Annotated in this window: 18 protein-coding genes; 11 read left to right on the top strand and 7 right to left on the bottom strand. The window is 68.7% G+C overall.

Annotation, left to right across the window (positions count from 1 at the left end; all coding sequences use genetic code 11):
• The first annotated feature begins 217 nt into the window (after nucleotides 1-217).
• The 4 genes from mltA to PI990_RS17020 all read left to right on the top strand — a co-directional run bounded on the left by mltA (nucleotide 218) and on the right by PI990_RS17020 (nucleotide 5,006).
• Nucleotides 218-1,375, top strand: coding sequence for a murein transglycosylase A (gene mltA / locus PI990_RS17035; protein WP_271657835.1), 1,158 nt, complete (start codon nucleotides 218-220; stop codon nucleotides 1,373-1,375).
• A gap of 42 nt (nucleotides 1,376-1,417) precedes the next feature.
• The gene (locus PI990_RS17030) at nucleotides 1,418-2,239 is read left to right on the top strand and encodes a class I SAM-dependent methyltransferase (protein WP_271657834.1); all 822 of its coding nucleotides are present in this window, start codon (nucleotides 1,418-1,420) and stop codon (nucleotides 2,237-2,239) included.
• A gap of 20 nt (nucleotides 2,240-2,259) precedes the next feature.
• Nucleotides 2,260-2,571: a DUF2845 domain-containing protein gene (locus PI990_RS17025; RefSeq protein ID WP_271657833.1), complete on the top strand. Its 312-nt coding sequence runs from the start codon at nucleotides 2,260-2,262 to the stop codon at nucleotides 2,569-2,571.
• Between the two features lie 71 nt (nucleotides 2,572-2,642).
• Nucleotides 2,643-5,006: a DNA polymerase II gene (locus PI990_RS17020; RefSeq protein ID WP_271657832.1), complete on the top strand. Its 2,364-nt coding sequence runs from the start codon at nucleotides 2,643-2,645 to the stop codon at nucleotides 5,004-5,006.
• 12 nt (nucleotides 5,007-5,018) lie between these two features.
• Here PI990_RS17020 and PI990_RS17015 read toward each other — a convergent pair whose 3' ends face one another.
• A complete protein-coding gene (locus PI990_RS17015; RefSeq protein ID WP_271657831.1) occupies nucleotides 5,019-5,567 on the bottom strand; it encodes an RrF2 family transcriptional regulator in 549 nt (182 codons plus the stop codon).
• Nucleotides 5,568-5,926: 359 nt separating this feature from the next.
• On the opposite strand from PI990_RS17015, the gene PI990_RS17010 reads away from it, so the two are divergent.
• Complete coding sequence (locus PI990_RS17010) at nucleotides 5,927-7,129, top strand: NAD(P)/FAD-dependent oxidoreductase (RefSeq protein ID WP_184489955.1); 1,203 nt, start codon at nucleotides 5,927-5,929, stop codon at nucleotides 7,127-7,129.
• 180 nt (nucleotides 7,130-7,309) lie between these two features.
• Here the strand turns inward: PI990_RS17010 and PI990_RS17005 are convergent, their stop codons facing one another.
• Together PI990_RS17005 and PI990_RS17000 are read right to left on the bottom strand one after the other, a co-directional pair.
• Nucleotides 7,310-7,939, bottom strand: coding sequence for a LysE family translocator (locus PI990_RS17005; RefSeq protein WP_271657830.1), 630 nt, complete (start codon nucleotides 7,937-7,939; stop codon nucleotides 7,310-7,312).
• 113 nt (nucleotides 7,940-8,052) lie between these two features.
• Nucleotides 8,053-8,520 carry a protein activator gene (locus PI990_RS17000; protein ID WP_265168743.1) on the bottom strand — a complete coding sequence of 156 codons (468 nt, stop codon included), beginning with the start codon at nucleotides 8,518-8,520 and terminating at the stop codon, nucleotides 8,053-8,055.
• Between the two features lie 231 nt (nucleotides 8,521-8,751).
• Between PI990_RS17000 and PI990_RS16995 the strand changes: the two genes are divergently transcribed.
• On the top strand, nucleotides 8,752-9,402 hold the full coding sequence (locus PI990_RS16995) for a helix-turn-helix transcriptional regulator (protein ID WP_271657829.1): 651 nt from the start codon (nucleotides 8,752-8,754) through the stop codon (nucleotides 9,400-9,402).
• 54 nt (nucleotides 9,403-9,456) lie between these two features.
• On the opposite strand, the gene PI990_RS16990 is transcribed toward PI990_RS16995, so the two are convergent.
• The gene (locus PI990_RS16990; protein ID WP_271657828.1) at nucleotides 9,457-10,413 is read right to left on the bottom strand and encodes an AraC family transcriptional regulator ligand-binding domain-containing protein; all 957 of its coding nucleotides are present in this window, start codon (nucleotides 10,411-10,413) and stop codon (nucleotides 9,457-9,459) included.
• A 67-nt stretch (nucleotides 10,414-10,480) separates the two neighbouring features.
• On the opposite strand from PI990_RS16990, the gene PI990_RS16985 reads away from it, so the two are divergent.
• From PI990_RS16985 to PI990_RS16970, 4 genes are all read left to right on the top strand, one after another.
• Nucleotides 10,481-11,344, top strand: coding sequence for a sterol desaturase family protein (locus PI990_RS16985; RefSeq protein WP_271657827.1), 864 nt, complete (start codon nucleotides 10,481-10,483; stop codon nucleotides 11,342-11,344).
• An 86-nt stretch (nucleotides 11,345-11,430) separates the two neighbouring features.
• A complete protein-coding gene (locus PI990_RS16980; protein WP_271657826.1) occupies nucleotides 11,431-12,324 on the top strand; it encodes a LysR family transcriptional regulator in 894 nt (297 codons plus the stop codon).
• 112 nt (nucleotides 12,325-12,436) lie between these two features.
• On the top strand, nucleotides 12,437-13,654 hold the full coding sequence (locus PI990_RS16975) for an MFS transporter (RefSeq protein ID WP_271657825.1): 1,218 nt from the start codon (nucleotides 12,437-12,439) through the stop codon (nucleotides 13,652-13,654).
• 323 nt (nucleotides 13,655-13,977) lie between these two features.
• The gene (locus PI990_RS16970) at nucleotides 13,978-14,181 is read left to right on the top strand and encodes a hypothetical protein (protein WP_184489963.1); all 204 of its coding nucleotides are present in this window, start codon (nucleotides 13,978-13,980) and stop codon (nucleotides 14,179-14,181) included.
• Between the two features lie 75 nt (nucleotides 14,182-14,256).
• On the opposite strand, the gene PI990_RS16965 is transcribed toward PI990_RS16970, so the two are convergent.
• Together PI990_RS16965 and PI990_RS16960 are read right to left on the bottom strand one after the other, a co-directional pair.
• Nucleotides 14,257-16,443: a putative bifunctional diguanylate cyclase/phosphodiesterase gene (locus tag PI990_RS16965; protein ID WP_271657824.1), complete on the bottom strand. Its 2,187-nt coding sequence runs from the start codon at nucleotides 16,441-16,443 to the stop codon at nucleotides 14,257-14,259.
• A 123-nt stretch (nucleotides 16,444-16,566) separates the two neighbouring features.
• Nucleotides 16,567-16,884 (bottom strand): hypothetical protein, encoded by a 318-nt coding sequence (locus tag PI990_RS16960; protein WP_184489965.1) that lies wholly within the window; start codon nucleotides 16,882-16,884, stop codon nucleotides 16,567-16,569.
• Nucleotides 16,885-17,036: 152 nt separating this feature from the next.
• Here PI990_RS16960 and PI990_RS16955 point away from each other — a divergent pair, with 152 nt between their 5' ends.
• Nucleotides 17,037-17,957 carry a pyridoxal-phosphate dependent enzyme gene (locus PI990_RS16955; RefSeq protein ID WP_271657823.1) on the top strand — a complete coding sequence of 307 codons (921 nt, stop codon included), beginning with the start codon at nucleotides 17,037-17,039 and terminating at the stop codon, nucleotides 17,955-17,957.
• An 18-nt stretch (nucleotides 17,958-17,975) separates the two neighbouring features.
• Here the strand turns inward: PI990_RS16955 and PI990_RS16950 are convergent, their stop codons facing one another.
• Nucleotides 17,976-19,781: a monovalent cation:proton antiporter-2 (CPA2) family protein gene (locus PI990_RS16950; protein ID WP_021221044.1), complete on the bottom strand. Its 1,806-nt coding sequence runs from the start codon at nucleotides 19,779-19,781 to the stop codon at nucleotides 17,976-17,978.
• Between the last annotated feature and the right edge of the window lie 33 nt (nucleotides 19,782-19,814).

Raw genomic sequence — 19,814 nt, 5'->3', positions numbered from 1 at the left:
GCCCGAGCACGCCCATCGCGGATGAATCCGCGCCCACAGGCAACGCCCCCGCGTGTCACCCCGAAAATTGCGTTGGAAGGAGGGCGCAGGGAACCCCGGGGCCTTCCTGCAATCTCTGATAACGCTTTGTTACCGCTGCCCGGGCCGTTGCGTTTGACCTGGGCTTTTGCCTTCACCAAGCTACGCGCTTCGCCACCACTGCCCAGGAATTCCCCGCGTGTCCCCAGCTTTCCGCCACTGGCGCCGAACCCTTTTCTGCCTCCTTCCCCTTGCTGCGCTGCTGTCAGGTTGCGACCAGGGCGAGCCCGAGAAGCCCCAGCTGCCGGTCAAGGCCACCACCTACCTCGCCGTCGACTGGAGCCAGGTGCCCGCCACGGCCGACCAGGAACTGCTCAACGGCTTCGCCGCCTGGCGCTCGGCCTGCACTCGCCTGGCCAAGGACCCGGTCTGGTCCGCCACCTGTGCCGCCGCGGCGCCGGTGCCCATGGAAGCCAGCGCCGTCCGCGCCTTCCTCGGTGCCAACCTGCAGCCCTATAGCCTGCGTTCGGCGGAGAAGGGCGAGCACGGCCTGATCACCGGCTACTACGAGCCGGTCTACCCCGGCCACCTGCAGCGCACCGAACAGGGGCAGGTGCCGGTCTATGGCGTACCGGACGACCTGATCGTCGTCGCCCTTGACGAGATCTACCCCGAACTCAAGGGCAAGCGCCTGCGTGGCCGCCTGGAAGGCCGGGTGCTCAAGCCCTACGACGATGCCGCCGCCATTCGTGGCGAGGGCGTCAAGGCGCCGGTGCTGGCCTGGCTCAACGACCCGATGGACCTGCAGTTCCTGCAGATCCAGGGCTCCGGGCGCATCCAGCTGGACGATGGCCGCCAACTGCGCATCGGCTACGCCGACCAGAACGGCCACCCCTATCGCCCCGTTGGCCGCTGGCTGGTGGAACAGGGGCTGCTGCAGAAGGAGGAGGTGAGCATGGGCCGCATCCGTGACTGGGCCGTCGCCAACCCCGGCCGGGTCGATGAGCTGCTGGCCAGCAACCCCAGCTATGTGTTCTTCAGTGCCCGCCCGGACAGCAACGAAGGCCCCCGAGGCTCCCTCAACGTGCCCCTCACCGCCGGCTACAGCGTGGCCATCGACCGCAAGGTGATCCCCCTCGGCAGCCTGCTCTGGCTTTCCACCACCCGCCCGGACGGCGCTCCAGTGGTACGCCCGGTGGCGGCCCAGGACACCGGCGGCGCCATCGTCGGCGAAGTGCGCGCGGACCTGTTCTGGGGCACCGGCCACGAGGCCGGCGAGCTGGCTGGCAACATGAAGCAGGAAGGGCGCATCTGGATGCTCTGGCCCAAGGGCATGGCGCCGCCCGAAACGCCCTGAACCTGGGCGGTACTCGACTATCCGCAGGAAAAGGAGATTTCCATGAGCGACTACATCCACCTGAACAAGGCCAACTGGGACCAGCGCGCCGTGCTTCACGCCACCTCGCGCGGCTATGACGCGGCGGCCTTCGCCGCCGACCCGCAGCACCTCTCCGAGGTGGTGCGCTTCGACCTGCCGCGCCTCGGCGATATCCGCGGCCTGCGCGGCGTGCACCTGCAGTGCCACATCGGCACCGACACCCTGTCCCTGAGCCGGCTCGGCGCGCAGATGTGCGGGCTGGATTTCTCGCCGCAATCCATCGCCGAGGCCCGCTCCCTGGCCGAGCGGTGCGGCACGCCGCTGGAATGGTTGGAGTCGGACGTGTACGACGCCGACCAGGTGCTGGAACCCGGCGCCTTCGACCTCGTCTACACCGGTATCGGCGCGCTCTGCTGGCTGCCCAGCATCGAGCGCTGGGCCCGCGTCGTGGCCTCGCTGTTGAAGCCGGGCGGGCGCCTGTTCATTCGCGAGGGCCATCCGATGATGTGGGCGATAGACGAGGAGCGGGAGGACACCCTCCATGTCGACCTGCCTTACTTCGAACGGGCCGAGCCGCTGGTCTGGGAATGCGACACCACCTACGTGGAGTCCCCCGACACGCTCACCGCCACCGTCACCCATATCTGGAACCACGGCCTGGGCGAGATCATCACCGCCTTGCTCGGTCACGGCATGCAGATCACCGCCCTGGAAGAGCACCAGAGCCTGCCCTGGAACGCGCTGCCCGGGCGCATGAGCCAGCACGCCGATGGCGAATGGCGCCTGGACGAGGCGCCCTGGCGCCTGCCCCTGAGCTATACGTTGCAGGCGATCAAGCGCTGATGAGCGCTGGAGGACGACCCATGAAGCTTTTCATCCCCCGTGCATTGCTCGCCTTGCTGCTCATCGCGGCCTGGTGCGCGCCGGCCCAGGCCCTGACCCTGCGTTGCAGCAAGGGCCTGGTGTTGCAGGAAGACAGCCTGGAGGAGGTGCTGCGCAAGTGCGGCGAGCCGGACAAGCGCGTGCGCACGCTGCCGGCCCTGCGCAACAACGGCGTACCCAAGCTCAACGCGGTGACCGTGGACATCTGGACCTACGGCCCGCGCAACGGCATGACCCGCGAGCTGCACTTCATCGAAGGCAAGCTGAAGGAAGTCAGGAGCACCCGCGACTAGCCGATCGGGCGGGCACGAGCCGCCCGGGCCACGTAGAATCGCGCCCCTGAATCTTTCCTCGAGGTCGCAAGGTGGAACTACAGCAGGGCTTCGTCCTGACCCGGCACTGGCGCGATACGCCCGCGGGCACGGAAGTGGGCTTCTGGCTGGCGACCGATGAGGGCCCCCGCTACCTGCGCCTGGCGCCGCAGACCTCCGTGGCCTTCCTCCCCGCCGAGCAGCGCGAGCGCGCCGAAGCGCTGCTGAAGAACGAGCGTGGCGTCGAACTGCGGCCCCTGGGGCTCTGCGATTTCCGCCACCGCCCGGTGCTCGGCCTCTATTGCCAGCAGCACCGGCAACTGATCGGCCTGGACAAGAGCCTGCGCCAGGCCGGTGTCGACGTCTTCGAGGCCGATATCCGCCCGCCCGAGCGCTACCTGATGGAGCGCTTCATCACCGCCCCGGTGCTCTTCGGCGGCACGCCCGATACCGAGGGCGCATTGCTGGACGGGCAGATGAAGCCGGCGCCCGACTACCGTCCGCGCCTGCGCCTGGTGTCCCTGGACATCGAGACCACCTTCCACGGCGAGCTCTACTCCATCGCCCTGGAAGGCTGCGGCCAGCGCCAGGTGTACATGCTCGGCCCGGCCAACGGCGATGCCCGCGAGGTGGACTTCGACCTGGAGTACTGCGACGACCGCGCGCAACTGCTCGAACGCCTCAACCAGTGGCTGGTGGAGCACGACCCGGACGCCATCATCGGCTGGAACCTGGTGCAGTTCGACCTGCGCGTGCTCAACGAGCACGCCAAGCGCCTTAAGGTGCCCCTGCGCCTGGGGCGTGGCGGCGAGGCCATGGGCTGGCGCGAGCACGGCAGCCGCAACAACCACTACTTCGCCGAAGCGCCGGGGCGGCTGATCATCGACGGCATCGAGGCGCTGCGCTCGGCCACCTGGAGCTTCCCCTCGTTCAGCCTGGAGAGCGTCGCCCAGACCCTGCTCGGCGAAGGCAAGGCCATCGACACCCCCTACCAGCGCATGGACGAGATCAACCGCATGTTCGCCGAGGACAAGCCCGCCCTGGCGCGCTACAACCTCAAGGACTGCGAGCTGGTGACGCGCATCTTCGAGAAGACCGAGCTGCTCACCTTCCTTCTCGAACGGGCCACGGTCACCGGCCTGCCCGCCGACCGCAGCGGCGGCTCGGTGGCCGCCTTCTGCCACCTGTACATCCCGCTGATGCACCGCCAGGGCTTCGTCGCGCCCAACCAGGGCGAACGCATGCCCGAGGCCAGCCCGGGCGGCTTCGTCATGGATTCGCGCCCCGGCCTGTACGAGTCGGTGCTGGTGCTGGACTACAAGAGCCTGTACCCCTCGATCATCCGCACCTTCCTCATCGACCCGGTGGGGCTGGTGGAAGGCCTGCGCCAGCCCGATGACGAACACTCGGTACCGGGCTTCCGCGAGGCACGTTTCTCACGCACGCGGCACTGCCTGCCGGCCATCGTCGAGCGGGTGTGGCAGGGGCGCGAGACGGCCAAGCGCGAGCACAACCAGCCGCTGTCCCAGGCACTGAAGATCATCATGAACGCCTTCTACGGCGTGCTCGGCTCCAGCGGCTGCCGCTTCTTCGACCCGCGCCTGGCCTCGTCCATCACCCTGCGCGGCCACGAGATCATGCGCCGCACCCGCGCGCTGATCGAGGCGCAGGGGCACCAGGTGATCTACGGCGACACCGACTCCACCTTCGTCTGGCTCGGCCGCGCCCATGGCGAGCAGGAGGCGGCCGCCATCGGCCGGTCGCTGGTGCAGCGGGTCAACCAGTGGTGGCGCGAGCACCTGCAGCAGGAATACGGCCTGGAAAGCGCGCTGGAACTGCAGTATGAAACCCACTACAGCCGCTTCCTGATGCCCACGGTGCGGGGCGCGGAGGAGGGCAGCAAGAAGCGCTACGCCGGGCTGGTGACGCGTGCCGACGGCAGCGAGGAGATGGTCTTCAAGGGGCTGGAAACGGTGCGCACCGACTGGTCGCCGCTGGCCCAGCGCTTCCAGCAGGAGCTGTATTTGCGCATCTTCAACCGCCAGCCCTACCAGGACTATGTGCGCGACTACGTGCGCCGCACCCTGGCCGGCGAGCTGGACGAGCTGCTGATCTACCGCAAGCGCTTGCGCCGGCGGCTGGACGACTACGAGCGCAACGTCCCGCCCCATGTGCGTGCCGCGCGCCTGGCCGATGACTACAACCAAAGCCAGGGGCGCCCGCGTCAGTACCAGAACGGCGGCTGGATCAGCTACCTGATCACCGTCGCCGGGCCCGAGCCCCTGGAGAACCGCCGCGCGCCCATCGACTACGACCACTACGTCACCCGCCAGCTGCAACCGGTGGCGGATGCCATCCTGCCCTTCGTCCAGGGCGACTTCAGCAAGCTGGTCGACGGCCAGCTCGACCTGTTCTGAGCCGGCGCCGGCTCAGTCGGGCAGGTTGACCAGGGGGATCGACTCGCCGCCGGTGCGGTTCTGCTGGCGCTCGTCCATCCACTCGGCGATCTGGGCGCCGAATTCCGCCGGCACCTTGCGGCCCACGCGGCGGGAAATGTCGAGGATGGTCTGCTGGGCCAGCGCCTCTTCCATGCGCTTCTGCGCCGTCAGCATCACCGCATGGATGGAGCAGGTGCCTTCCAGCGCCCAGTCCGGCGGCGAACCTTCGAACAGGGCGCAGCGCCCGCGGATATCCCGGCATTCGAAGATCGACTTGTGCCCATCGATGGCGCGGACGATATCCAGCACGGTGATCTCGTCCGAGGGGCGGGCCAGGCGGAAGCCGCCGCGCACGCCTTCGGTCGCGGCCACCAACCCGGCCTTGGCCAGCTTGGTGAACACCTTCGCCAGGTACTCCTGGGGTACCCCCTGCAGTTCGGCCATGTCGCGCACGCTGGCTTCGCGGCTGTCACCGCGTTCGTCCACGAGAAAGAGCAGGCAGTGGATGCCGTACTCGACCCCTGCGCTGTAAAGAGACATTCATAACTCCGACTGTTTGTGTCGCATATATTCTGCGATCTGTTCCCATGCATCTCAAGGCCCGCTGCGGCTTCGGCGATGGGCGGGGCTGCCGTCCGTCCGCTCCAACACTGTTGTTCAGTGCCTTGGAGGCTGCAGAAAGGTGCGCCCTTGAGCGGTGCAGCCAGCAGCATGGCGAGCGAAGCAGTGGAGGGCAAAGAAAAAATACTTGTCGCCATAAACTACGATCAATATAGTCGTAGATGTGAGCGGCTGATGGCGCCACACGAGCAGCAGTACCCGGACATGCAGTTGGCGCCACTCGTAGCCCCGTCCCTATTCGAACCGAACACGACCCTTACCTCTTTGGAGATACGAACATGAAACAACGCATCCTGATCGTCGGCGCTGGCTTCGGTGGCATGTGGAGCGCCCTCAGTGCCACGCGCCTGCTGGACATCCATGGCCGCACCGATGTCGAGGTCAGTGTCCTCGCGCCCCAGGCCGAACTGCGCGTGCGTCCGCGTTTCTACGAAGCCGGCGTGCACCGCATGAAGGCTCCGCTGGGCGAGCTGTTCGCCGCCGTTGGCGTGAACTTCGTCAAGGGCGTGGTGGACCGCATCGATGTGGCAGGCAAGCGCGTGGCCTATCGCGACGAGCAGGGCGCTCCGGCCGAGCTGGCCTACGACCGCCTGGTACTGGCCACCGGCAGCAGCGTGGTACGGCCGAAGATGGCGGGTGTCGAGCACGCCTTCGACGTCGACCAGATCGAAGAGGCCGTGCGCCTGGAAGAACACATCCGCTCGCTGGGCGCGCTGCCGGCCTCCAAGGCGCGCAACACGGTGGTGGTCGCCGGTGGCGGCTTCACCGGCATCGAAACCGCTGCCGAAATGCCGGCGCGCCTGCGTGAAGCGCTGGGTGCCGACGCCGAAGTGCGGGTGGTGGTGGTCGACCGTGGCGCGCGCATCGGCGCCGCCCTGGGCGACGGCCCGCGTGCGCAGATCGTCGAAGCCTCGGAAGAGCTGGGCATCGAATGGTGCCTGGACGCCAGTGTCGCCTCGGTGGACGAAGGCGGCGTGACCCTCGCCGACGGCCGTCGCATCGAGGCCAGCACCGTGGTCTGGACCGTGGGCGTGCGTGCCAGCTCGCTGACCGAACAGATCCCCGCCGAGCGTGACGCCCAGGGCCGCCTGCACGTGGACCGCAACCTCAAGGTGATCGGCCAGGACGACGTCTTCGCCACCGGTGACGTGGCCTACGCCGCCTCCGACGACCTGGGCAACTTCGCCCTGATGTCCTGCCAGCACGCCATCGCCCTGGGCCGCTCGGCCGGCAACAACGTCGCGGCCAACCTGCTCGGCGTCGAGCCGATCCCCTACAGCCAGCCCAAGTACGTCACCTGCCTGGACCTGGGCGCCTGGGGCGCGGTGTTCACCGAAGGCTGGGACCGCCAGGTCAAGCTGGTGCGTGAGGAGGGCAAGCAGCTGAAGACCCAGATCAACAGCGTGTGGATCTACCCGCCGGCCGCCAACCGCGCCGAAGCCCTGGCCGCCGCCGACCCGGCGATCCCGGTCGTCGCATAAGCCACGGCGTCACCCCAGCCCCGACTGTCGCAGGACCGGCGGGGCTTTTTATTGCCGCAGAATTCGTGCCTCGTAGGTTGAGCTGAGGCACGAAGCCCAACGCAGCGGACCTCCACGGCGCACCGTTGGGCCTCGCACGCTCGGCGCCAACCTACGGGCCTGAAAATCTGGCGCTATGGTTCAGGCCGGCCGCTGCATCACCAACAGGCGCAGGGCGAGGGCGCCGAACAGGCTGGCCAGGCCCCATTTCTGCAGGCTGGCGAAGCGGCCACGACCCTTGAGGCGGCGCCCCATGGAGCCACCGACCAGCCCCAGGGCGGCATGGAAGAGGAAGGCCAACAGGGTGAGCAGGGCGCCCAGCAGCAGGAGCTGCTCGGCGATGGGGCCGCGCTCGGGCACCACGAACTGTGGCAGGAAGACGATGAAGAACAGCAGCGCCTTGGGGTTGAGCAGGCTGTTGAGGGTGGCGCGCATCAGCACCGCCCGCAGCGGCAGCGGCGCGACGCCTGTGGCGCCGGCGGTGGCGCTGCTGCGCAGGGTCTTCCAGGCCATCCACAGCAGGTAGAGGGCCCCGGCCAGGCGGATGATGTCGAAGGAGGGTGGCCAGGCCGCCACCAGGCCGGTGATGCCGGCGGCGGTGAGCAGGGTCAGGGTCGCATCCGCCAGGCTGATGCCCAGCGCCGCCGCCAGGCCACCGCGCCAGCCGCAGGAAACCCCGTGGCTGATGACGAAGGCCATGTTCGGCCCCGGCGAGATCAACAGCAGCGCCACCGCACAGGTGAAGATGACGAAGGTGTCGAGGTCGAGCATGGCAGCGGTCCTGGCGAGGGCCGCGGGTGCGGCCGGTCGCGCAACACTACCGGGCCGTCGCCGGCATCACCCGCTACAGCTGCGCGGTTTTTTCATGGCACACCCGGTGTCAGTCAGGGCAGGGTGAGCGCCGGCGTGGTCACCAGGGTCAGGCTCTGCAGCGTGCAACTGCCCCAGGGCAGGCTGGTCGCCGACAGGCTGTTGCTGGCGTTGCTCCAGGTGGTGGCCAGCGTTGCGGCGCTGCAGGTCACGGTGCCGATCTTGATGCCCATATTGCTGACATTCACGGTCGTGACGCTGGTCGGTTGCCAGGGCCAGGGCAGGCCTTGCGGGGCAATGTTCGCGCAGAGCGGGTTGCTGCCGGTCAGGGTGGCGGCCGTCACGGAGGCTCCACCGCCGGGGTTGGCGACCCCGTGCACCGTGAGCGTGCAGGTGACCGCCGGCAGCACCGGGTTGTACTTCACGCTGAAGGGGCCGGTGGCGGTGAAGGCGCCGCCCGGGGTGAAGGCGGAGGAGACCAGGGACCAGATGGCCAGGCCGAGCAGGGCCAGTATCTTCAGGGCGGCTTTGTAGGGGTTCATCGTGTCGTTCCTTGTCAGCGTGCGAATGCCCGGTGGCTGTCCTTGGCCCGGGGCGGTAGGCGCAGGCTAGACCCATCCAAGACGCTGCCCAGCCAGCCAAAGGATGGCGTGGCCGGATCACCCGCCTGGCCCATGGGAAGAAGTTACCCAGGGCGCAGGGCGATCCCCGCTCGACGCGCTTCGGGCGGCTCTCTAATATGCAACCATTCGCTTGGATATCCGGACCGCGCCTTGACCACCTCCGACCCTATCACCGACACCGCTGCCTCCACCGGCGATCGCACCCTGCTGCTGATCAAGACCCGGGGTCCGGTGTCCACCGCCGCCCTGGCCCAGGCCCTGGAGATGACGCCGGAAGCGGCGCGCCAGCAGGTGCAGAAGCTGGTGGCCGCAGGGTGGGTGGAGGGGCGTCAGGAGCCGGCATCCGGTGCCGGGCGGCCGAGGCAGAACTGGGTGCTCACCGATGCCGGTTACGCCCGTTTCCCGGATACCCACGCGCAGCTCACGGTGCAGTTGATCGGCTCGGTGCGCCAGCTGTTCGGCGAAGAGGGGCTGGACCGCCTGATCTGCCAGCGCGAGGCGGAGTCCCGCGCGGTCTATCGCCAGGCCTGCAGCAGCCGCAGCCTGCCCAGGCGCTTGGAGCAGCTGGCGGCGGTGCGCTCGACCGAGGGCTACATGGCACGGGTGGAGCGCGATGGCGAGGATTGGCTGCTGATCGAGGACCACTGCCCCATCTGTGTGGCGGCACGGAGCTGCCAGGGCTTCTGCCGCTCCGAGCTGCAACTGTTCCAGGAAGTGGTGGGCGAGGAGGCCGAGGTGGTCCGCGAGCAGCACCTGCTGGCCAATGCCTCCCGCTGCGTCTACCGCATCAGCGCACGATGACTTTCATACTCCCGGGCTGAAGCCTGGGCTACGGCCCTAAAGCCCGGGCTAGCCTTAGTCGCGCCAGCGCTTGCGGGCGTGCTGGTAGGCGGCCAGGTCGGCGTAGCCGAGCTGTTCGGCGATCTCCGCGCGGCCCAGGCCCTGCAACTCCAGGTGCTGTTCCAGTTCGCCACGTACCAGGTCGAGCAACTGGCGGAAGGTCAGGCCCTGCTCCTCCAGGCGCCGGCGCAGGGTGCGCGGGCTCTGGTGCAGGGCTTCGGCCTGGTTCTCCAGGCTCGGCGCCTCACCCCGCGCCAGGCTGCGGCGCACCCCGCTGGCGACACGGGCGGCCCAGCCGCTGAGCTGGTGCTGGCGGGCCAGGCGGCGGTCGAGTTCGCTGGTCAGCAGGTCGAGCATGCCGGGGTTGTGTCCCTGCATCGGCAGGCTGAGGGTGGCCGGGGCGAAGTACAGGCGGTTGTGGTCGCAGCCGAACTGCAGGTCATCGCCGAACCAGGCCCGGTATTCGGCGTGATAGGCGGGGCGGGGGTAGGTGAAGCAGGCCCGTGCCGGTGTCACTTCGACGCCTGTGCCCCGGCGCAGCTGGGTCAGCGCCATCACGTTGTAGTGCTCGACCACATAGCGGGCCAGGCCCTCGGGCGCGTCGATGCGCAGCTCCACGGCGACGCCACCGGTGTCTTCCACCAGCGCCAGGTTCTCCATGTCCGAGGCCAGCGGTGCATAGCGCGCCCAGCAGGCGACGGCCTGGGCGACATCGACGCAATACAGGCACAGCTGGGTAAGCACGTGCAGGTCCCGCGAGGTGAACCGGGCGAACAGGTGCAGGCCGATGGCGGGGTCGTGGCGCGCGGCATCCGCCCAGAGCTGCTCCAGCTCCACCAACTGGTAGTCGCGTTGAGGGCCACGGGACTGTGCATCGAGGTAACGCTCCAGCACCTGGCCCATGGCGCCGCGATGGAAGCGCCGGACCGGCGACTTGGCCTCGATTCGGATGTTTCTGTCCTCTTCTCGCATAGGTCGGGCGGGTGTCCTGGTTTCTTATGGCTGGGCAATGCCCCTGTCGGGCCGGAACGAGATTGCCATGAATACAACAACGCTCGCCAATAACCCCACGCTGATAGTCGCCGCCATCTTCCTGGGGTTCATCCTGCTGGAAATAGCCTGTGCCTGCTTCCGTCAACCCGAGGGTCGGCGCCGTGACGCGCTGATCGAGATCATCGGCTCCAGCCTGCTGCTGGGCTTCACCTTCCCCCTGGTGATGACCCTCAGCGCCAGGCTGCTGGACCACTTCGTGCCCGAGGCGAAAGGCAGCCTGGCCGGCCTGCCCTGGCTGGCGGGGTTCGCGCTGTTCCTGGTGTTCGATGACCTCACCCAGTACGCCTGGCACCGCCTGGCCCACCGCGTGCCGCTGCTCTATGCCCTGCACCGGGCACACCACTCGGCGCCCTACATGAGCATCCGCATCGTCTACCGCAACAACAGCTTCTACTACCTGCTGATGCCGGGCCTGTGGTTGAGCGGGATGCTCATCCACATGGGGCTGGCGCCGGTCTACTACGTCTACCTGATCCTCAAGATGTGCGTGATCTTCGGCGCCCACAGCAGCGTGCCCTGGGACGACAGGCTCTACCGCATCCGCCCCCTGCGCCCGCTGATGTGGCTGCTGGAACGGACCATCTCCACGCCCTCCACCCACTCGGCCCACCACGGCCTCAGCGCCGACGACGGCGTGACCCACTACAAGGGCAACTACGGCAACCTGCTGTTCTTCTGGGATGTGCTGTTCGGCACGGCGAAGATCACCCGCCGCCGCCCCGAGCGCTACGGCATCGAGCACCTGCGCCCGGTGAGCTGGCAGCACGAGCTGTTCTGGCCTGTGGTGCGCGAGCGCGCACCGGAGCCGGAGACGGCTCCGGCCGAGGAGGCGGGTAAAGCTGCCGGTTGACGGTGAAGCCTGGAGCGGCGCCAGGTATCATCCGCCGATCCCCAGCCCGGCCCTTGTGCCGGGCTTTTCCATTCCCCGGAGCGCCCATGGACAAGCTGCTGGCCCTGAAGATGTTCGTCGCCGCCGTGGACGCCAAGGGCTTCTCGGCAGCCGCACGGCGCCTGGGCCTGGCCACCTCCTCGGTCACGCGCATGGTCGATGCCCTGGAGCAGGAGCTGGGCACGGTGCTGCTCAACCGCTCCACGCGCCAGGTGACGGTCACCGAGGCCGGTGCCGCCTATTACCAGAGTTCGCGCCAGGTGCTGGAGTACGTGGCCGAGGCCGATGCCTCGGTGATGGACGGCGGCGAGGAACCCAGCGGGCCGCTGCGGGTTTCGCTTCCCAGCGCCTTCGGCCGCTGCCTGATCTCGCCCAGGATCGGTGAGCTGCTGCGCCGTTACCCGCGCCTGGAACTGGATATCACCCTGACCGACGAGATCGTCGACCTGCTCGGCGAGCGGGTGGACCTGTCCATCCGCCTCGGTGCGGCGGCGCCTATGGATGGCGTGGTCGCCCGCAGCCTGGGGCAGTTCCGGCGCCATGTGGTGGCCAGCCCGGCCTACCTGGCGGAGCACGGCACGCCCGGGCAGCCGCTGGACCTGGCCGAGCACGACTGCCTGCGCTTCAACTACGGTGCGGCCCGCCAGGTCTGGACCTTCAGCGGCGAGGATGGCGAAGTCCGCGTACCGGTGCGTGGGCGCATGCGCAGCAACAACGTCGAGGTGCTGCGCGACGTGGCGCTGGCCGGGTCGGCGGTGGCGCTGTTGCCGGATTGGCTGGTGGACACAGATATCGCTGCCGGCCGCCTGCTGCCGCTGTTCCCCGAGCACCTGGTCAACCCGGACGACACCAGCGCGGTGATCACCGCGCTCTACCTGCCCAGCCAGCGGGGTTCGCGGCGGGTCGCGGCGTTCATCGAGTTCGTCGGCGGCTTGCTCTAGCGGCTGGCATTGCGCAAAAGGCAAAGCCGCTTTGCGCCCCGGGCGGATTCCCTCCACCCGCGACCTTGCCCAGGATAGGCGCCTCGAACCGTTACACCCTGAGGACCGTTGGATGAACCCTGCCAGCCATTTCGCCACCCATGCCCCCCAGGCGCTCAGCCGGGGCCTGGTGCTGCTCTTCGCCTTCTGCTGCGGCGCCATCGTCGCCAACATCTACTACGCCCAGCCGATCATCGAGCTGATCGCCCCCGATGTCGGCATCTCCACCCACGGCGCCAGCCTGATCGTCTCCCTGACCCAGGTCGGCTATGCCGTCGGGCTGTTCTTCCTGGTGCCCCTGGCGGACCTGCTGGAGAACCGCCGGCTGATGCTCGCCACCCTCGGCGTCAGCGTCCTCGCCCTGGTGGGCATGGCCCTGGCCGACGCGCCCGCCGTCCTGTTGCTGGTCTCGGCCCTGATCGGCTTCAGCTCGGTCTCGGTGCAGATGCTGATACCCCTGGCCGCGCACCTGGCGCCCGAGGAATCCCGGGGCCGGGTAGTCGGCGGGATCATGGGCGGGCTGCTGCTGGGTATCCTCCTGGCGCGGCCGCTGTCCAGCGTTGTGGCGGACCACTTCGGCTGGCGCGCGGTGTTCTTCGGCGCTGCCGGGCTGATGCTGCTGATCGCCCTGGTAATGGCCATGGCGCTGCCCAGCCGGCGCCCCGACCACCGCGCCAGCTACGGCCAGTTGCTGGCTTCGCTCTGGCACCTGTTCCGCCGCGAGCCGGTGCTGCGCCAGCGCTCGCTGTACCAGGCGCTGATGTTCGGCACCTTCAGCCTGTTCTGGACCGCCGTGCCGGTGGAGCTGGCCCGCACCCATGGGCTGTCCCAGTCGCAGATCGCGCTGTTCGCCCTGGTCGGCGCCATCGGTGCGGTGGCCGCCCCCATCGCCGGGCGCCTGGCCGATGCGGGGCACACCCGGAGCATGTCGCGCTGCGCCATGCTGCTGGCCATCCTCAGTTTCCTCCCGGCCCTGTTCGGCCTGCCCTGGGGCGTGGTCGGCCTGGCGCTGACCGGCGTACTGCTGGATTTCGCCGTGCAGATGAACATGGTGCTCGGCCAGCGCGAGGTCTACGCCCTGGATGCCGCCAGTCGTGGCCGGCTGAATGCGCTGTACATGACCAGCATCTTCATCGGTGGCGCCGTCGGTTCGTCCATCGCCAGCCTGCTGTACGAGCAGGGCGGCTGGCAGGCCATCGCCGCCCTTGGTGCCGCGCTGCCGCTGCTGGCCCTGGTCGCCTTCGGCCTGCACACCCGCCTGGCCACGCGGAGCCAGGTGCAGGCGGGATAACGGCCTGTTTGGGCGGCACCTGTAGGGGCGAATTCATTCGCCCAGCGGGCCACAGGGCTGCCCGGGCTCGGTGCCCCCTGTGGCACCGCCTGGTGGATGAAAAGAGCGCCATCCACCCTACGCACCGGTCGACTTCGTGGCTGCGTATACGCCCTTGTAGGAGCGGCTTCAGCCGCGAAAGACCTGACGCCGGCACCGGGCCGGGATGGGCGCAATCGATTTCGCTGATATCCACTAGTGACCGATTGCGTTTCTCCGGGCGGGGCGGCGACGCGACACTGGCCCCGTCGAATCACTCACCCATCCCCACAGGAGAATCCATCATGAGCCGCTACTTCACCGCCACCCTGCTTGCCGCCGTCGTCGCCAGCAGCGCCTTCAGCGTCAGCGCCGCCGACCATCATTCCAGCATCGAACGTGCCTTCAAGGACGCCGCCAGCGACCGCGCTTCCGTCAGCGAAACCCAGGTCGACCGTGGCAACAGCAGCGAAGAGCAGCGCAAGGGCCTGCCGCGCTGGTGGCATTGATTCCATCGAGTTCCATGGATGCAGAAGGGCGCCTCGAGGCGCCCTTCATCGTTTCTGGGCCGGTCCGGCGCCAGGCTAGCTGGCGGTGCGCACCGGCAGGCGGATGTTGTACGCCTCGGTGAAGGCCTGGGCGGACATCGGCCGGGAGAACAGGTAGCCCTGGCCCTCGCCGCAGCGCTCCAGCTTGAGACGAGCGCGCTGGGCTTCGCTTTCGATGCCCTCGGCGATGGTCTCCAGGTCGAAGCTGCGGGCCATGTCGAGGATGGCGCGGACCACCGAGGCGTCCCGGCGTGACTCCAGGATGCCCTGGACGAAGGAGCGGTCGATCTTGATCCGGCTCAGGGGGTAGGTTTTGAGCAGGATCAGCGAGGCGTAGCCGGTGCCGAAGTCGTCGAAGGCGATGCCGACGCCGTGGGCCCGCAGGCGCTGCAGGGTTTCCAGCACGATGTCGTCGTTGTCCAGCACGATGTTCTCGGTGACTTCCAGCTCCAGGGACTCCGGTGGCAGGCCATAGCGGGCCAGGGCCTCCAGCACCTCGGTCACCAGGTCGCCGACGCGGAACTGGGCGCTGAACAGGTTCACGCCCATGCGTATGTCCTCGGCGCCGTTGTTGCGCCAGAAGGCCAGCTGCGCGCAGGCCTCGTCGAGTATCCAACTGCCCACGCTGGCCGCCAGCGGGCCGCCCTCCAGGGCCGGCAGGAAGGCCGCAGGCGGCAGCAGCCCGCGCTCGGGGTGCTGCCAGCGGATCAAGGCTTCGGCGCCCCGTAGGGAACCGTCGCTGAGGCGCACCTGGGGTTGGTAGAAGAGCACGAACTCGCGGTTCTCCACTGCACGGTGCAGCTCCATGGCGTGTAAATGGCGGCTCACCGCCTCCATGCGCAGTTCGGGGGTGAAGGCGGCCACCTGGCTGCGGCCGACGCCCTTGGCCTTGAACAGCGCCAGGTCGGCGTCACCCACCAGCTCCAGTGCTTCCAGGGCGTGCAGGGGCGCCAGGGCCAGGCCGCAGCTGGCCGCGACCCGCACTTCGTGGCCGTCCACCAGGATCGGCTGGGCGATGTCGCTGATGGCGTTTTGCGCCACCAGCAGCGCGGATTCGGGCTGGGTGATGCCGGTGAGCAGCAGGGCGAACTCGTCGCCGCCGATGCGCGCCACCAGGTCGCTGGGGCCGGCAATGGCGGCCAGGCGGTTCGCCACTTCCCGCAGGATGCCGTCGCCGATCAGGTGGCCCAGGGTGTCGTTGACGTCCTTGAAACCGTCCAGGTCGATCATCAGCACCGTCACCGGCTCGGCCGCCAGCAGCGCCTCTTCGGCACGGCGGTAGAAGCAGCCGCGGTTGGCCAGGCCGGTAAGGGCGTCGAAGGTGGCCAGGCGGCGCAGCTCGGCCTCTTCCTGTCGGCGCTGGCTGTTGTCGCTGAGCACCGCCTCGAAGCGCGGGTAGCCCTTTTCGCTCCAGGAGAACAGCGACAGGCCCAGGTCGAATTCGCTGCCGTCCTTGTGCAGGCCCTTGAGGGTGGTGGGCGTGCTCAGGTCGGCCAGGTAGCCGGCGGTCACGGCACGGCGGATCAGCGCCAGGAAGGACGGGCGCTCGGCCACGGCCAGCAGCGCCTCCACCGGCAGCCCGGCGCCTTCCTCGGGGGCGTAGCCCAGCAGGTCGGCGGCGGCGGGGTTCCAGGCGAGGATATGGCCCCGGTGGTCGAACCAGAGCACCGGGGTGTCGGAGTGGCCGGCGTAGCTCTCGAAGGCCGGGCGCTTGCGCTCGGCGCTCACTTCGATGCGGCGCAGCTCCAGGCGGTCGGTGGCCATGCGCGCCAGCTCCCGCAGGCGCTCGCGGTCTTCTTCGGAGAAGTCCTGGTGGGGCTGGTCGTCGATGATGCACAGCGCGCCCAGGGGCAAGCCCTCGGCGGAGAGCAGCGGCACTCCGGCGTAGAAGCGCAGGTTGGTGGGGCCCAGCACGAGGGGGTTGTCGTGGAAGCGGTCGTCCTGGGTGGCATCCGGCACCACCATGACCTGGTCCTGGGTGATGGCATGGGCGCAGAAGGACACGTCGCGGTCCATGTCCACCTTGCCGACGCCGGTGCTGGCGGCGAAGAACACGTGGTCGCTGCCGATCATGTTCACCGCGGCCACAGGCATGTTGAACATGCGTGCGGCGATGCGCACCACGGGGTCCAGGCTGGGGACCATGCGTTCGTCGTCGAGACCGTAGTCGACGAGGGCACGCAGGCGTTCGGCTTCGTTCGGCAACTGCGAGGGACAGCGCATGGCAACCTCCTGTCGATGATTTCTCCCTGTTGCAACGCACTAAGGATAGATGCGCCTTACGCCCTGCCGGCGGTGGACGCACACGAGCGGACGGACGGTTTCCAGGCGGCGGATCTCTCTGCTTCAACCTTCGGGGGGCTGCTCGCGCAACTTCGCCAGGCGTCGGTGGACCAGCATCAGCGCCACGGAGGTGCCCTGGCGCACCGGTGCGTCGAGCCTTGCGCTGAACACCGGCGGCGGGTCGATGGCCCCGCCGGCTTCCAGCTGGCTGGCGATGCGCTCCAGCTCGTAGATGCCGTCGCCCTCCGCAGGCTGCGCCGCGCGGGCCTGGGCGATCGCCAGGTCGAGCCGTTGCGTCAGGTCTTCGAGCGGGCCGGTGTCGAACAGTTGCCTGGCCAGTTCCAGGCCGGCGAGGTGGGAATGGTCGGGCGTCTTGTGCATGCGAGCGTCCTGTTGGCGTTAACGGGTAGACCGTGGCGCTCGTGGGTTGCTCAAGGAATTTGACGTGCCGCTGTCCCGCTGCAAGAACATACAAGACGCCCCGGCCGTGGTCGGCCGAAACTGGCGGCCCGAGAATGCCGTGCGAGCCCGAGATGACCCTGCATATCCAGACCCCGTTTATCCATTCCCGCCCCCTCAGCCTCGCCGCCGGTACCGAGGTGTGGCTGAAGCTGGAGGCCCTGCAGCCGTCGGGCTCGTTCAAGTTGCGCGGCATCGGTGCCGCCTGCGAGGCCCATGCACGGCAGGGCAAGCGGCGCTTCATCTCGTCCTCCGGTGGCAACGCGGGTATCGCCGTGGCCTATGCCGGGCGCTGCCTGTCGATCCCGGTCACGGTGGTGGTGCCGGAAACCACCACCGAGCGCGCCAAGGCGCTGATCCGCCAGGAGGGCGCCGAGGTGATCGTCCACGGCGCCGCCTGGCACGAGGCCAATGCCCTGGCGCAATCGATGCTGGGCGCGACCGATGCCTTCATCCACCCCTTCGATGACCCGCTGCTCTGGCAGGGCCATGCGAGCCTGGTGGACGAGGTGGCCGCCAGCGGTTTTCGCCCGGACGCGGTACTGCTCTCGGTGGGCGGTGGTGGCTTGTTCAGCGGAGTGGTGGAGGGCTTGCAGCGCAACGGCTGGAATACCGTGCCGGTGATCACCGCCGAAACCACGGGCGCGGCGTCCTTCGCCCGGGCGCTGGAAGCGGGGCGGCGGATCGAACTGGAGCGCATCGACAGCGTGGCCACCTCGCTCGGCGCCAGGCAGGTGTGCGAGCGGGCCTTCGCCCTGGGGCGCAGCCACCCGGTGCAGGCGCAGGTGGTGAGTGACCGGGCGGCGCTGGAGGCCTGCGAGCGCTTCCTCGATGAGCAGCGCATCCTCGTCGAGCCGGCCTGTGGCGCGGCGTTGGCCCTGGCCTATGCCGGGAACGAGGTGCTGCGGGTCCATGGGCGGGTGATGGTGGTGGTGTGTGGCGGGGTCACCGCCACGCTGGAACAGATAAGCGCCTGGAAGGCCGCCCAGCCCTGAGGCCGAGCGGTTGGGTGCTTACTTGACGCCCTGGTCCTCGATGCGGTCGGCGTCGAACAGGGTTTCCAGCTCGGCACGGGCTTCGCGGGCGGTCTGCATCACTGCAGCGGCGTCGCCATGGACCTTGTGCTGGGCCGCCAGCACTTCCTCGTCGTGGCGTTGGAAGCGGCGGATGCGTGCATTGGCCTGCTCCTCGTCCAGGCCCATGCCGATGAGCACCTGGCGGCTCATCTCCAGGCTGGAATAGAAGGTCTCGCGCACCGGCAGGGCGCCGAGGTCGAGCAACTGGTGCACATGCTGGCGGTCCCGGGCGCGGGAAATGATCTTCAGGTGCGGGTAGAGGCGGCGCACCAGCTCGGTGGTCTTCAGGTTGGTCACCGGGTCGTCGGTGGCGATGATGAAGAACTCGGCCTTGTCGACCTTGGCCGCGCGGAGGATCTCCGGGCGCAGCGGGTCGCCATAGAAGATCGGCATGCGGCCCAGGCTGCGGGACAGCTCGATGGTTTCCACCGAGGTGTCCAGGGCCAGGAAGGGCACGCGCTGGGCGCGCAACACCCGGGCGACGATCTGGCCCATGCGGCCGGTGCCGGCGATCACCACGCGGGGTGAGTCGCTTTCGATCTTCTCGTATTCCGGCGGCACGTTCACCGGCGCGGGCTTGGCCTTGAACACGCGGTTGATGGCGAGGATCAGCAGCGGCGTCAGCGCCATGGACAGGGTGATGGCCAGCACCAGGAAGCCATGCAGCTGCGCATCGAACAGGCCCTGGTCGCGGGCCATCTTGAACACCACGAAGGCGAATTCACCACCGGCGGCCAGCACCACGCCCAGGCGCAGGGCGCTCTCGCGGGTGAGGCCACCGGCGCTGCGGCCCACCAGGAACAGCACCGGGAACTTGAGGCCGATCAGCAGCGCAGTGAGGCCCAGCACCAGCAGCGGTTGGCCCAGCAGCAGGCTGAGGTCGGCGCTCATGCCCACGCTGATGAAGAACAGCCCCAGCAGCAGGCCCTTGAACGGCTCGATCTGGGCTTCCAGCTCGTGGCGGTATTCCGAGTCCGCCAGCAGCAGGCCGGCGAGGAAGGCCCCCAAGGCCATGGAAATGCCCGCCAGCTCCATCAGCCAGGCGGTGCCGATCACCACCAGCAGCGCGGTGGCGGTGGACACCTCCTGCAGGCCGGTGCGGGCGACGATGCGGAACACCGGGCGCAGCAGGAAGCGGCCACCGATCACCACCAGGCCGATGCTGCCGACCACCTCGGCAAGGTGGGCCAGCTGGCCGCCGTCGTCGCGGGCGGCGGTGGCACCGCTGAGCAGCGGGATCAGGGCGATCAGCGGGATGGCCGCGATGTCCTGGAACAGCAGGATGGCGAAGGCCAGGCGACCGTGGGGGCTGGTCAGCTCCTTGCGCTCGGCGAGTATCTGCAGGCCGAAGGCGGTGGAGGAGAGCGCCAGGCCCAGGCCCAGCACCACGGCGCTCTGCCAGGAACGGGCGAAGGCCAGGTAGGCGATGCCGGCGATCAGCGCGCCGGTGAGCAGCACCTGGGCCAGGCCGACGCCGAACACCGAGCGCCGCATCACCCAGAGGCGCCGGGGCGAGAGCTCCAGGCCGATGATGAAGAGCAGCAGCACCACGCCCAGTTCGGACAGGTGGGCGACGTTCTGCGGGTCGCTGACCAGGCGCAGGACGGAGGGACCGATCAGCACGCCGGCCAGCAGGTAGCCGAGCACGGCCCCCAGTTGCAGGCGCTTGGCGAGAGGCACGGCAAGGACGGCGGCGAGCAGGAAGACCACGGCGACCTGCAACGGGCTGCCTTCATGGGGCATGGGAATTTCCTTGGGCTGACTTACGAAAGATCC

It is taken from the genome of Pseudomonas sp. TUM22785 (genome assembly GCF_028198105.1).
Taxonomy (GTDB): domain Bacteria; phylum Pseudomonadota; class Gammaproteobacteria; order Pseudomonadales; family Pseudomonadaceae; genus Metapseudomonas; species Metapseudomonas solani.
The sequence above is the reverse complement of the archived record's forward strand: the minus strand, read 5'-3'. Positions and strand labels throughout refer to the sequence as shown.